The sequence below is a fragment of the Lysinibacillus xylanilyticus genome, assembly GCF_001708185.1.
GTDB classification, from domain to species: Bacteria; Bacillota; Bacilli; order Bacillales_A; family Planococcaceae; genus Lysinibacillus; species Lysinibacillus xylanilyticus_A.
Genome location: NZ_MDDN01000003.1, coordinates 132897 through 146565 on the forward strand (window position 1 = coordinate 132897; position 13669 = coordinate 146565).

Genomic DNA, 13669 nt, shown 5'->3' on the forward strand with positions numbered 1-13669 from the left:
AAGTTTTGGTGAACGTATGCGGAAAAAGATGCTCATTCTTGGAGCAACAGCTTTACTATTAACAGGCTGTGAAAATGATTCATTGGCAGAAATGTTTCATACTAAAAAGGCCGAGGTAAAATCGGAAAAAGTTGTTATGAAGAAAGAAGAAAAAATTGTACCAGAAGTAAAAATAGTTGGAGAAAATGGAATCGGTGCAGGCATTATTGTAAAAAAAGAGGATGCGAAGCTTTATATTGTGACAAATGGTGCGCTCGTAGCTTCAAAGCCAGCTGCTCTCGTCCAATTTAATAATAATAAGCTTGTGGAAGCCAATGTGCACTATATGTCTACAGCATATAATATCGCCATTTTAGAAGTTACATACAACGCATCGGTAAAGGTGCCAACTGTTTATAACGGGGAATTAAATCAATTAGCTGTTTTTGTCGATAGTTTACCGCACGTCATTAAAAAATATAGTGACAGAAAAGCAGCTTATTACATAGATGCAGAACAAAACATACCTTTAGGGAGCCCTGTTCTAGAAGCGGAGAGTGGTGAAATTGTAGGCATCTATTTTAAACGCCAGCAAAACGATGTTTCACAGCCGTACATACTGCCATTTCAAGATATTGAGCAGTTTTTAGATGAATGGATTGAAGAAGGTATGAAGACAAGAGACCGGCTATCTCAGTCAAAAAATTTATATCCATATATAGAACAGGGTGACAAAGAAGCCGTCCAGCAAGCGATTGATCGATATGGAAAGAACATTTTTACTTATAATAGTGATGAAGTAAAACTATTTATAGATACATTTCATAAGCATTTACAAGCAGCTGTTGAGATTTATGATGCTAGTGTAATGAAACCTTTCGCAGGTACAGACGAGTTACAAAGCACACTGAATAATATGGTTGCGTATTACGAATCCAAACACGCGAAAATTCAATTTTCCAATACGACGATTAAAAACATTAAAATGGATGGACAAACTATTGTAGTTCGGGCAAAAACGGAATATGTACTAACGAATGCTGTTGGTCAAGAAGCACTTGCAAATTCTTTGATGGTATATGAAATAAATAAAAATGAACAGGGCGAGTATAAGCTTATTCGTCTAACAACTGAGGAGTGAAAAGTTGGATGGAGCAAGCAAGACAAATGCTACAACATCATTTTGGCTATGATTCATTTCGCAATGGACAGGCACCAATTATAGAGCAAACATTACGAGGTCAATCAAGTCTTTGTGTGATGCCAACTGGCGGAGGTAAATCAATTTGCTATCAAATTCCGGCGTTGATGCTAGATGGGCTCACAGTCGTCATATCCCCCTTAATTTCTTTAATGCAAGATCAGGTAGAAGCATTACGTGCCGCCAATATTCCGGCCGCGTATATTAATAGCACCTTATCTGTACAAGAAGTGAATGAAACGATGCAGCTTGCGAGTGCAGGTTATTTAAAGTTACTTTATATAGCGCCAGAGCGATTAGAGAGTGCAACGTTTTTACAAGTATTAGCGAATTTATCTGTGCCATTGATTGCTGTAGATGAAGCCCACTGTATATCCCAGTGGGGGCATGATTTTAGACCGAGCTACCGAGCAATTCAAAAATTATTTACATTATGGCCCCAAAAGCCTACAGTCCTAGCACTAACTGCAACAGCTACACCAGCAGTTTGTGAAGATATTAGACAATTATTAGAAATTGACGAGCATTCAACGGTGATCACTGGCTTTTCGCGTGATAATTTAGCTTTCTCTGTGTTAATTGGTGAAAATAAAGAACGTTACATTAAAGATTATTTAGTGAAAAATAAAAATGAAGCGGGCATTATTTATGCAGCGACTCGAAAAGCAGTCGACGCCATATATGAGCTTTTAAGTCGTTTGGGTGAATCTGTTGCTAAATACCATGCGGGACTACCAGAGGACATGCGTACGTCAGAGCAGGAGCGCTTTTTAAAAGATGAGGCACGTATTATGGTAGCAACTAATGCGTTTGGAATGGGGATTGATAAGAGTAATGTGCGCTTTGTCATTCATTATCAAATGCCGCGCAATATGGAGAGCTATTATCAGGAAGCAGGGCGTGCAGGACGTGATAGCTTACCAAGTGCCTGTATTTTGCTGTATGCATCAGGGGATGTCCAAACACAACGCTTTTTAATTGAACAGACGCAGGATGAAGCTCGCATTACGCAGGAACTAGCAAAGCTACAAACGATGGTTGACTATTGTCATACAGAAGGCTGTTTACAAAATGCGATCTTAACGTATTTTGGCGAAGAAGCAGGGGTGCCTTGTAGTCGTTGTAGTAATTGTAATGATGGACGGGAAGTCAAAGATGTGACAGTAGATGCACAAAAAGTGTTAGCCTGTGTCGTAAGGATGGGGCAAAAATTCGGAAAGACGATGGTGGCTCAAGTGCTAATTGGCTCCAAAAATCAAAAAATGACTGAATTTGGCTTTGCAAGGCTGTCTACCTATGGCATTTTAAAAGGCCAATACTCCTCGAAGGATGTCTCAAGCTTTATAGAATTTTTAATCGCTGAAGGTTTACTGGCAGTTAAGCATGGCACGTTTCCAACTATTTATGTACCTGAGGAAGGCAAAGAAGTGCTAATGGGTAAGCGAACGGTTATGCGAAAAGAAGCGGTTACTGTGCGTAAACTTGCAGACAATGACCCGTTATTTGAGCATTTACGAGGATTGCGTAAAGAGATTGCTGATGAAGAACAGGTACCACCATTTGTTGTGTTCTCTGATAAAACATTACGTGAGCTATGCGACAAAAAACCAATGGAGCTTGAAGGGTTGCGACATGTTAGTGGGATTGGTGAAGTAAAATTCGAAAAATACGGCAAGCGTTTCTTCGATGCCCTTCAGTCTTTTTTGAAAACAACATCAAATAGTTAGTTGAAAGTGATCAAGGAAAAAAGAAAGTGCTTAATTCAAAAGAATTAGGCACTTTTTTTCTAAGTAGATGTGAACTTACTCAACTTGATGGCCGAATGCCATGATGTCCTTAAATCAACAAAACAAAAAACCCGGAAAGAATTTTCCGGGTTTGATTCTCACTTACTTATAGTGCTCCATGACACACTGCCTCGCTTCCGCATTGAATCTTAAAATTTTTTAAGAAATCTGTGCTTTAGCTTCATTCAGTTTTGATGGTCCTTCTGAGTTACCGGTCAGCCCCACTCATCGGGTTAACCCTCCTTGTCATTGGATTTGAAGTGAAATCTTTACTAGTATAGACCTTTAATTATTTTTTATACACGTCATTTAAATTTTTCGATTGAAAGAGATAAATTTTTATTCCAATGCTCAGTGATGAACTGATCTCGACCTGACAGCGCACGATCTTTCTCATAATGCTCCGACTCTTTTTTATAATAGTCCTGATGATAATCTTCTGCAGGATAGAACTGTTTGGCATCGCGAATTGTGGTTACAATAGGTTTAATAAAGCGACCACTTTTTGCTAGTTTTTCCTTGGATAATTCGGCAATGCGCTTTTGCTCTTCTGAATAAGTGAAGATGGCCGTCGTGTATGATTCACCACGGTCATGGAATTGACCATAGGCATCCGTTGGGTCGATTTGCATCCAGTAAATATCAAGAAGCTGCTCATAACTAAAAACGCTAGGATCGAATTCGATTTCGACTACTTCTAAATGGCCAGAAGTACCTTTTTTGACATCCTCATAAGTAGGATTTTTTAAATGGCCACCCATGTAGCCAGAAGTAACCTTATGTATACCATCCCATTCAACAAATGGCTTAACCATACACCAAAAACAGCCACCAGCAAACGTTGCTTTTTCAATCATATTGATCATCCTTTCCACTCTATTTTGAAGAAATTATAGCATTATTTTGCTCGTTATTGGCATTTTAGGTGTAAAATAACGAAAAGGTAGTTGATGATAGGCTCAGCAACGTTTAAAATGAAACTTTCCTTACGATGAATCGTTACATTAACTATAAAAAATAGAGGAGTTATTAGTTATGGAAGAGCAAGATTATACAAGACGCTCGCAACGTCCCCAAAAACGTCGATTGCGAAAAGGGAGAGTATTGTTCACATTGTTATTACTCTGTGTCATTGGCGGCGTGGGCTATGCTGTTACGCAATATCAAAATGGGCTAGAATTAGCAAGCGATACAAAGGTAGCTCAGGAGGATTTCAGCGGCGACACAGTAAAAGGCGATATTGAAAACTATTTATTATTAGGAATCGATACACGTGGTGAAGAGAAATCACGAACAGATACAATGATGGTATTATCTTGGAATAAGAAAACAAATGATGTCAAACTCGTATCATTTATGCGAGATATTTATGCGGAGATCCCTGGTTACCAATCCTATAAGCTAAACACGGCTTACTATCTAGGTGGAGTTCAATTATTAAAGGATACGATTAGCAATATGTTTGGTCTTCCGATTCATCATTATGCGATTGTCGATTTCAAAAATTTTGAATCACTTGTCGATATTTTAGCGCCAAATGGAGTAAAAATCGATGTAGAGAAGGATATGTCTGAAAAAATTGGCGTTTCATTAAAGCAAGGTGAGCAAAACTTAAATGGTAAGGAATTACTTGGCTATGCACGATTCCGCCACGATGCTGAAGGCGATTTTGGTCGTGTCGCACGTCAGCAAAAAGTTATTGAAGCCTTAAAGAATGAAATATTAGCGCCTCAAAATATAGTGAATTTACCAAAATTCGTTGGTGCAGCACAAGGCTATATAACAACGGACCTTTCATCTAAAGAAGAGGTTCAACAAGTGCTTAAAATGGTGTCTAAAGGTAAAGTCAACATAGAAAAAGCAACGATTCCAATTGAAGGAAGCTTTAGTTACAAATACTTTAGTCATGCTGGTGATTCAATTGTTATTGATGTAGAGAAAAACAAAGAATTTTTACGTAAATTTTTAGGTATTTCTTTGGAGTGATGTTTCGCCAAAGCTAACATTTTCTTGTAAAATAAAGGTATAGGATTTGTATTGGGGTGAGTACATGGAAAAAGAAAGACCAAGAGAGCGATCGAATTTCTTTTCAACGAAGTTTATTCGCTTTTTAGGTGGTAAAAACTTATTTTTTACACTAATTATTTTAGTATTACTTGCGTGCGTTATTTTTATGTTCCAAAAAGTTGCCTTTATATTTACCCCGCTAAAAGTTTTATTTCAGGTAGTAATTCTACCAGGGGTACTTGCCGGTATTGCGTATTATTTATTACGCCCATTATTAGGGCTTTTAGAAAGGTGGCGTATCCCAAGAATTTGGGGTATTTTACTTCTGTATATCGCTGTAATTGGCATATTAACGTTATTAATATTACTTGTCTATCCGTTTTTGCGAGACCAGTTTACTAATTTAGCAAAGGAATTCCCAGAGTATTTTATGGCGTTAACGCAAAATGCGGTTGATTATCTCAATAATTCACGCATTACTGAGTACTTAGATAAAATGAATTTTAATGAAGTAGTGAAGAACTTTACTACGGATATGGTGAAAACAGTAAAAGATACGGCTACCAATTTAGCGCAAGGCGTAGCATCTGGTATTACTGGCTTCGTTTCAACATTAACGGGAATTGTTCTGTCATTAGTGACGGTGCCATTTATTTTATTTTACTTACTTAAAGATGGTGAAAAACTACCGAATTTTATTTTAAAAGCATGCCCACCACGTATGCGTAAAGAAGTACATGAAATTTTCCACGATATGGACAAGCAAATTAGTTCATACATACAGGGGCAAATTTTAGTATCCATGTGTATCGGTTCAATGGTAACAATCGGCTTTTTAATTATCGGTATGAAATATGCTTTATTGCTAGGGTTCCTTGCGATGATCACGAGTGTGGTTCCATACTTAGGGCCAGTCATTGCGATTACACCAGCTGTCATAATCGCTCTTGTAACATCACCGTTCATGCTATTTAAATTAGCCATTGTATGGACAGTTGTACAGCTGATTGAAGGGAAATTTATTTCTCCTCAAATTATGGGTAAATCACTAAGTATCCATCCAATTACAATTATTTTTGTGTTATTAACGGCAGGTTCATTATTTGGCGTACCAGGTGTTATTTTAGGGATTCCAGGCTATGCCATCTTAAAAGTACTTGTGACACATTTATTCAAGCTATTTAAGCAACGTTATAATCGTTACGAAGATGAGGAACAGCAAAAATATGAGGTGTAAGAAGAGACAGTTACTGCGAAAGTGCAGTAACTGTTTTTTTGATTAAAATCAAAGTTCACAAGCTTAGTCAACGTGAAGGAATGAAAGCAACTATGTCAATTTTTATAGGGGAGAAGTGTTTGAAGTTAGTCGATTTGTAAAAGTATGTAGTGCATCTAAAAATTTTTCATGTTCTTCAATAAAAGGGAAGTGGTTACTATTTTCAAATATTTGAAGGCTTGAATTTGGCAACAGGTTATGTAGTTCTTCAGAAAATTCAACAGGACACTGAACATCATATTTTCCGCATAAGATTAAAGACGGAACAGGATTATTATTTATGGTTTCACTGACATCATAATAACGTAATTCAGATGAATAAGCTGCCATTCTTGATTTATTAATAGCGACGAATTGCATTTCTTTGTAGTATTCATCAACTTTATCTTTAGAATGAATGCACAACTCGAAGAATTTTTTTGCTGCAGATTCTTTACTTTTCTTACTCATAAAAGGTAACATTTTAAAGAAGATTTTTATCATATCTTTTTTGTATTTACCATTTTCCACATTGAATAAATTGTTTTTAGATCGGTTTATTCTATTTGATACTGCTGTACCACATAAAATAATTTCAGAAAGTTTGTCTGGATACATAGAAAGATAAGTTAAACCTAAAAAACCTCCTGTTGAGTGTCCAGCAAAAGCCCAATTAGAATATTTAAGTTCCTTACGAATACTTTCTAAATCTTTCACAGTTTCTTCCATGCTTAAATCTTTTTTTGATCTAATTTTAGTGGAAGACCCCGTATTTTTTAAATTTACTAATATTACTTTATAACATTCTCCAATTGCAGCGGAATATGGCTCTTTACCAGATAAAAATTCTTGGTATAAATGTGCTATGCAAATTGGGTCTTTGCCTTTTCCACCAATAAATACTTCAAATTCTCCACGATCTGTTTTAATCATTTCTCTCAGCAAAAGACTTCATCCTTTCTTATTTAGAGTGGCAAAAAAATATAGCAATAGCTATAAATACTTTTTAAATGCGTTGTATAGTTTGTAAGATACGAGTTCATGTAGAAGTTGTAAGTTAGGAATATTGCATTTTGGTTGTGGGTTATACTTGAAACATCAATTTTTTTGAAGTACTTTAATATTAAGGTTAGTAATGTTTGGTAAATATTCCACTTTTCTAAGGTTAATTATATCACAAAAATTGGAAATGAACAGTTGGTTCAAATCATGTCTTAACTTATAGGGAGGGCTTTATGGGATATATAAAGGATTTGCGTAAAGTAGTTGGAAGTTAATGCCTCCGGCGGATGTCACGGAATCGGAAAGGAGTGGTTTGTGCAAGCACAAAGCCGATTCCGGACGCAATTATGCCGAGGCATAATTGATTCATATGCGGTGCTTGTGTATTAGTCATCAATAATCCTCAACAAGTTTTATTACAGCTTCGAATAGACAACGGGTGTTGGGGCTTGATTGGTGGTTCAATGGAGCTAGGTGAAACTTTAGAACAAGTCGCCCATCGAGAATTATTTGAAGAAACAGGGCTAACAGCTAAAAATCTAAAATTAATGAATACTTATTCGGGACAAGAATTTTATTATCAATATCCTCATGGTGATGAAGTGTATCGTAGTTACAGCTTTTGAATGTCAAGAATATAGTGGTTTACTCACTCATGATAGGAACGAGGCAACGATGCTTCAATTTTTCCCTTTAGATGATTTACCCAAAAACATTAGTCCCCCTGATCGACCGATACTAGATGATTACATAGTAAGCTACAGCAAAAACCCTTCCAACAAGTAAAGTTAGAAGGGTTTTCATATTGTTTACGTGTTTATTTTTGTAGTGTTACTTGTACTTGTGCTAATCGATCAATAGCTTCCTGTAACAATTCTTTTGGTTGTACTAAGGCTAAACGTAAATAGCCCTGTCCAGCAGAGCCGAATACTGTACCAGGAACTGTCACAATGCCGGCTTGCTCAATTAGTTTAAAGGCTAGCTCTGTACAGTCAATGTCGTACGGATATTTTGCCCAGACAAACATGCCACCGTCAGAAGGGGCTGCATCCCATCCTAAATCACGTAAGCCGTTCATTAGTGTTTTATGACGTTCTGAGAATGTTTCACGTAAACTTGCTGTAATTTCCTCTGCATTATCAAGCGCTACGACCGCAGCATCTTGAATCGGCTCGAAAATACCGAAGTCTAAGTTTGATTTTAATTGCTTGATGATGTCAATCATTTCAGCGTTGCCGGCGATATAAGCGATACGTGTACCCGCTAGGCTAAAGCTTTTCGATAAAGAGTTAATTTCCATCCCAACTTCTTTTGCTCCAGGAGCGGCTAGGAAGCTAATTGGACCATCACCTGTAAAGTAAAATTCAGAGTAAGCCGCATCATGTAAAACGATAATATTGTACTTTTTCGCAAAGGTAATGACCTTTTCAAAGTATGCTAAGGAAGGCATTGCAGGCACTGGGTTTCCTGGTAAGTTTAAAATTAATAATTTTGCCTTTTGTGCAATTTCTTCAGGTACAGCGTCAAGATCTGGTAAATAGTCGTTGTCAGCTGTTTGTGGCATATAGTATGGAGTTGCACCTGCTAAATGAATCCCTGCATCATAGGCAACGTAAGCTGGGTTTGTGGATAGTACGATGTCACCTGGGTCACAAAAGGCGATTGGTAAATGCACTAAGCCCTCTTGAGAGCCAATCGTTTGAATGATTTCAGAAGCGGGATCTAAATCTACATTACTACGACGTTTATAGTAGCGGCTAACGGCTTCATAAAAACGTTGTGTGCCTGTTAATGTATACCCGTAAGATTCTGCTAAACCTGCTCTATAGGATAAATGCTCACGGATTTTAGCGTGTGGGGGAAGGTCAGGGCTACCTAAGCTTAAATCAATCATTGACATACCTTTAGCTTCTTGTTGTTTGGCATGTTTTTTTAAATCTCCGAAAATTGCTGGTGTAAATAAAGACATTTTTTTAGATGGTACGATTTTCAAACTAGTACACTCCTTATAGTTGTATAACAGAATAGTAGTACACATTTTATCATACTAAAACACATAAAGGGAAAGTTATTCTGAAAAAAGAATATATTTAAATAATGGACAAGATGTGTGCGTAGGCTAGCGGAAATAATTTTGCTAATGCTGGAAATAATAATTATGACGGAAAATGAATAACATTTCTGCTATGATAATGAAATGGAAGGGAGGCTATGAAAACTATGAATGTTTATTCGTTAAGTGGCCCAAGCGGAACAGGGAAAAGTACAAGCGCACTTGTTTTTGCCCATAAAATCGGTGTAGAGGCTCTTATTGATGATGGACTTTTAATTGTAAATGGTGTGAAGGTAGCAGGAATCTCGGCCAAGTTTGAGAAAAATACGATTACAGCAGTTCGTCGAGCCATTTTTACAGATGATGTCCACCGTGAGGAAGTAAAAAAAGCACTTGATACATATAAAGTACAATCGATTTTAGTAATCGGCACGTCCGATAAAATGACGAAGACGATCGCTCGACAGCTAGAGCTTGATCCTATCGAGAAATATTACTATGTCGAGGATGTACGTTCGCCGAAAGAAATCGCCAAAGCTCGCTTTATTCGACAGACGCAAGGGAAACACGTCATGCCAATACCGTACCGCCAAGTCGAGCAAAACTTTTTTAAACGGCTCGTGCAAAAAGGGAAGGAGATTTTCTCTTCAAAGCGTGAAAAAATAGGGGAGACGACAATTGTTCGCCCTGATTTCCAACAGGAATATATAGCTATTGACAGGCATGTTTATGTGCAGTTATTAACGTATTGCTGTACAAAACAAAATATTGTACACAAGGTCGAGCAAGTACAATTTCACTTTGGTGAGCTAGCACAAGCAACGATTACATTACAACTTAAGCTACCAATTAATTATTCATTACCAGACCGATTGTATGAATTACAGAGAACGATACAGGCAGAATTTTCTCAGCATTTTGGTTATGAATTAGATGCGATTCATCTTCACATAAAGTCGGTAGTAATTAAGCGAAAATCATAAAAAATAGGTACTCCATTCGCAAGCGATGAAGGCGAGCAGAGTACCTATTTTTTATTTTGATTGACGTGTAAATTGAGGCAGACGTTTTTCCACAAAGGCACGGCAGCCTTCTGCAAAATCGTTTCCTACAAACGGTGTTGAACCGTTCCATAATGTTGGCACACTGTCCACGCATTCTTGAACAGATTGTTTCACGGCTAGTAACGATTCTGGTGACATCCCAGCCACAAGCTTACCCATGCGAATCATGTATTTATTTAAATCTTTTTCAGCAACTAAATAATTAAGCATACCAAGCTTAAAGGCTTCTTCAGCTTTAAACATACGACCAGTAAATACTAAATCCTTCGTAGTTGAAGGACCTACAAGTTGTACTAAACGCTGTGCAAATTTGTTATTTAAGGTAATCCCTAATTTACCGACAGGAATCCCAAGCTTTGCTTTCTCGGAGCCAATGCGGATGTCACAAGCTAAGGCGAGCTCTAAGCCAGCACCCATTGCGGGACCATTAATCACGCCGATCGTTGGAATTGGTAAACGTTCAATTGTGGAGATCGTTTTTTCCATATGTACAAAGGCTTCTTCCGCTTTTTCAAGGGAAATGGCGTTAAATTCTTTAATATCAGAGCCAGCAGTAAAGTTTTCACCAGATCCGCGTAAAATCAGTACTTTATTTTTCGGATTATCTAATACTTGAAGGGCAATTTTGGCTAATTGATCCCACATATTGGCTGTAAGTGCGTTTTTAGCCTGGGGGCGGTGAATCGTAATAATCGCTAGCCCAGCTGTTTCTTGATAAATAATTTTTGCTTCTTCTGCCTCAAGACGAGTTGTTTTTACTTGCATACTTGATAATCCCCCTATAGTTGAAATTTAATACACTTATTATATAACAGAAACCGTAATAAACACTAAATTATACGAATTTTCATGTAAATTAGCCGTGTTATACAAGAATAGGGTCATTTTAAAGAAATTGTACTACTACAGAGTACGGGAAATTGCTATTGTAAGAAAACAAAAGATGTGAGACACTGCTATAGGAACATTTGTTTCTTCATTGTAAAAGAAGCATTTGAACACTTGAAGCGGGATCGTGTTTGAATAATACAGATTATCCGACATTACTCTTTATATAAATAAATTAAACGTACGCACCCAAAATATAGTAAACTATTGATAAAACACGCACAGTTTACAAGGAGGGAGCCAGATGATCACACTAGAGGCGGCATGGAACAGCTATTTATTACTTTTAAACTCTTTAAAGAAAAGTGCTGCTACCAAAAAGCAGTACAATATCGATGGACAGCAATTTTTAGCGTTTGCTCATGAAAAAAACTACTTGCATGTGGATCGTCATTTAAAAGAATTGTTATTTATATATAGTAATTATCTGAAGGAAACCTATGAAAATATCAACACATATAATCATAAAATTGCTACATTGCGAGGCTTTGTAGACTTTGTCTTTTTACGAGAGTGGGTGGAGCCTTTTGATTACGAGAGCATTTTACAACCAAAAAAGAGGCACAAAGAGGCTTTAAAAGTACTGACAAAGAAGCAATTGATGCAAATTACAAATGTCTGGCCGACTTATTTTCAATTCGCGAAAACGATGGAACATGCTTGGCTAGCAAGACGTAATGGTTGTATTGTCCAAATGCTGATGGAAACAGGATGTAAACCAGCTGAGCTTGTTCGAATGAAATGGGCACATCTAAACATCGACTCTTCCTTCATCTACATTTCTAACCACAATGGGCGTCGAGAAATCAAGCTTTCTCCGATCTTAATGAATATGCTAGCGCATTATCAAGAGGCAACAGAGAAATTACATGAAGAAAAACTAAGTGAATGGGTATGGGTGAGCGAGGCTAGTCGATCAAAATCCATCTCAACGAAAACAATTGAGCGAATTTTCCAAACGATGTCAAAGGATATCGGAACAAATGTGAGAGCAACAGATTTGCGCTACACGGTCATGCAAAAGGCATTTCAAAGTGAAAAAACAATCGAAATTATTCAGGAAAAGATGGGCTATGTTCGAAAGTGGGTACTTACTGAAAGACAGGGGCGTTTTGAATAGAAAAGGATAGTTTTTTCGTCTGTATTGAAATGTTATAAAGCGTCCTTAAGGAGAACACATCATAAATAGTTGAGGTTATTCTGTTTGAAAAAATAGTAATGAATCTAAGCTCAGCAAAGTGTTTAGTGTACTACTAACATAAAGGACAGTGGTTTTTCCAGAGAAGCATTTATGAGAAGACTTTATAAAAAAAACATTTGACGTTTTGTACTATTTTAAGTATTATATTGAAAAAAGAATGCCCGGACTAGAACGGGAGAGGTTCATAGCTGATACCCTCTATAAAAAACTATGGAAACATGATAATATGCCATGTCCATATCGGACGTGGCTTTTTTTATGTTTTTACTTATGTTTTATTAGAATGATTGGTGATGCCTCTCTTGAAAAGTGTTGGGAAACATTTTACAAGGAGGTTTTTTTGTTTGTCCAAAGCCATGAAGAAGGACTAACGGATTTAACTTTATTGGGTAACCAAAGTACACAATATTCATATTTCATTTAATGAACCACGATCTTCATCCAGAAAAAATTGAAATGCGGACTTGAATAGTTCAATGAAGAAAGAGGTATTTAGCTATCCTCAAAAAAAACTAAGAAGAAAGCAGTACTTTTCTTAGAGTGCTGGTTTTTGATACAAGGGAGTTTTATAGATGAAGCAGGGAAAAGCAATTGTTGTATTTAGTGGAGGTCAGGACAGTACAACTTGTTTGTTCTGGGCAAAAGAACGTTTTAAAGAGGTTGAGGCAGTAACTTTTGATTATGGTCAAAGGCATCTTCTTGAAATTGAATGTGCGAAGATGATAGCAGAGGAGCTCGGTGTCAAGCATCACATTCTTGATATGTCACTCCTAAATCAGCTTGCTCCGAATGCATTGACACGACAAGACATAAAGGTAGAAGACGGAGAAAATGGTGAGCTTCCATCGACTTTTGTACCTGGCCGAAATCTTCTCTTTCTTTCATTTGCGGGCGTTTTAGCGAGTCAAGTAGGGGCAAAGCATATTGTAACTGGTGTTTGTGAAACAGATTTTAGCGGATATCCAGATTGCCGAGATGTTTTTATTAAATCCTTGAATGTAACGTTAAATTTATCGATGGATGATTCCTTTGTGATAGATACACCATTGATGTGGCTTAATAAGGCACAGACATGGGAACTTGCTGATCAGTTTGGGGCACTTGAATTTGTTCGGGAAAAAACGTTAACATGCTATAACGGTGTAATAGCAGATGGCTGTGGTGATTGCCCAGCATGTAAACTGCGAAAAAATGGGCTTGATGAGTATTTGAGTTACAGGAAGGAGTCGTAA

Annotated in this window: 11 protein-coding genes, 1 pseudogene and 1 riboswitch; of the genes and pseudogenes, 8 read left to right on the top strand and 4 right to left on the bottom strand. The window is 37.2% G+C overall.

Annotated features, from left to right (window positions below; all coding sequences use genetic code 11):
- Nucleotides 1–16 precede the first annotated feature (16 nt).
- Both BFJ97_RS08475 and recQ read left to right on the top strand, forming a co-directional pair.
- Entirely contained in the window at nucleotides 17–1120 is a 1104-nt protein-coding gene (locus tag BFJ97_RS08475) for a TcaA NTF2-like domain-containing protein (protein WP_068984211.1), read from the top strand.
- 8 nt (nucleotides 1121–1128) lie between these two features.
- Nucleotides 1129–2907 (top strand): DNA helicase RecQ, encoded by a 1779-nt coding sequence (gene recQ / locus BFJ97_RS08480; protein WP_068984212.1) that lies wholly within the window; start codon nucleotides 1129–1131, stop codon nucleotides 2905–2907.
- Nucleotides 2908–3272: 365 nt separating this feature from the next.
- On the opposite strand, the gene msrA is transcribed toward recQ, so the two are convergent.
- Nucleotides 3273–3824, bottom strand: coding sequence for a peptide-methionine (S)-S-oxide reductase MsrA (msrA, locus tag BFJ97_RS08485; protein ID WP_083226964.1), 552 nt, complete (start codon nucleotides 3822–3824; stop codon nucleotides 3273–3275).
- 178 nt (nucleotides 3825–4002) lie between these two features.
- On the opposite strand from msrA, the gene BFJ97_RS08490 reads away from it, so the two are divergent.
- Nucleotides 4003–4953: an LCP family protein gene (locus tag BFJ97_RS08490; protein WP_068984213.1), complete on the top strand. Its 951-nt coding sequence runs from the start codon at nucleotides 4003–4005 to the stop codon at nucleotides 4951–4953.
- A 64-nt stretch (nucleotides 4954–5017) separates the two neighbouring features.
- The gene (locus tag BFJ97_RS08495) at nucleotides 5018–6211 is read left to right on the top strand and encodes an AI-2E family transporter (RefSeq protein ID WP_068984214.1); all 1194 of its coding nucleotides are present in this window, start codon (nucleotides 5018–5020) and stop codon (nucleotides 6209–6211) included.
- A gap of 102 nt (nucleotides 6212–6313) precedes the next feature.
- Here the strand turns inward: BFJ97_RS08495 and BFJ97_RS08500 are convergent, their stop codons facing one another.
- Nucleotides 6314–7174: an alpha/beta fold hydrolase gene (locus BFJ97_RS08500; protein WP_068984215.1), complete on the bottom strand. Its 861-nt coding sequence runs from the start codon at nucleotides 7172–7174 to the stop codon at nucleotides 6314–6316.
- A gap of 425 nt (nucleotides 7175–7599) precedes the next feature.
- Between BFJ97_RS08500 and BFJ97_RS08505 the strand changes: the two are divergent.
- A pseudogene (locus tag BFJ97_RS08505) lies at nucleotides 7600–8017 on the top strand (NUDIX hydrolase).
- A gap of 31 nt (nucleotides 8018–8048) precedes the next feature.
- Here the strand turns inward: BFJ97_RS08505 and BFJ97_RS08510 are convergent.
- A complete protein-coding gene (locus tag BFJ97_RS08510) occupies nucleotides 8049–9224 on the bottom strand; it encodes an aminotransferase class I/II-fold pyridoxal phosphate-dependent enzyme (protein WP_068984216.1) in 1176 nt (391 codons plus the stop codon).
- Between the two features lie 218 nt (nucleotides 9225–9442).
- Between BFJ97_RS08510 and BFJ97_RS08515 the strand changes: the two genes are divergently transcribed.
- On the top strand, nucleotides 9443–10267 hold the full coding sequence (locus BFJ97_RS08515; RefSeq protein WP_368072740.1) for a hypothetical protein: 825 nt from the start codon (nucleotides 9443–9445) through the stop codon (nucleotides 10265–10267).
- A 51-nt stretch (nucleotides 10268–10318) separates the two neighbouring features.
- Here BFJ97_RS08515 and BFJ97_RS08520 read toward each other — a convergent pair whose 3' ends face one another.
- Nucleotides 10319–11113, bottom strand: coding sequence for an enoyl-CoA hydratase/isomerase family protein (locus BFJ97_RS08520; protein ID WP_068984218.1), 795 nt, complete (start codon nucleotides 11111–11113; stop codon nucleotides 10319–10321).
- Between the two features lie 367 nt (nucleotides 11114–11480).
- On the opposite strand from BFJ97_RS08520, the gene BFJ97_RS08525 reads away from it, so the two are divergent.
- Nucleotides 11481–12356, top strand: a complete 876-nt coding sequence (locus BFJ97_RS08525) for a tyrosine-type recombinase/integrase (protein ID WP_068984219.1) — start codon at nucleotides 11481–11483, stop codon at nucleotides 12354–12356.
- Nucleotides 12357–12608: 252 nt separating this feature from the next.
- Nucleotides 12609–12655, top strand: a riboswitch (PreQ1 riboswitch).
- Nucleotides 12656–13009: 354 nt separating this feature from the next.
- Nucleotides 13010–13669: a 7-cyano-7-deazaguanine synthase QueC gene (queC, locus tag BFJ97_RS08530; RefSeq protein WP_068984220.1), complete on the top strand. Its 660-nt coding sequence runs from the start codon at nucleotides 13010–13012 to the stop codon at nucleotides 13667–13669.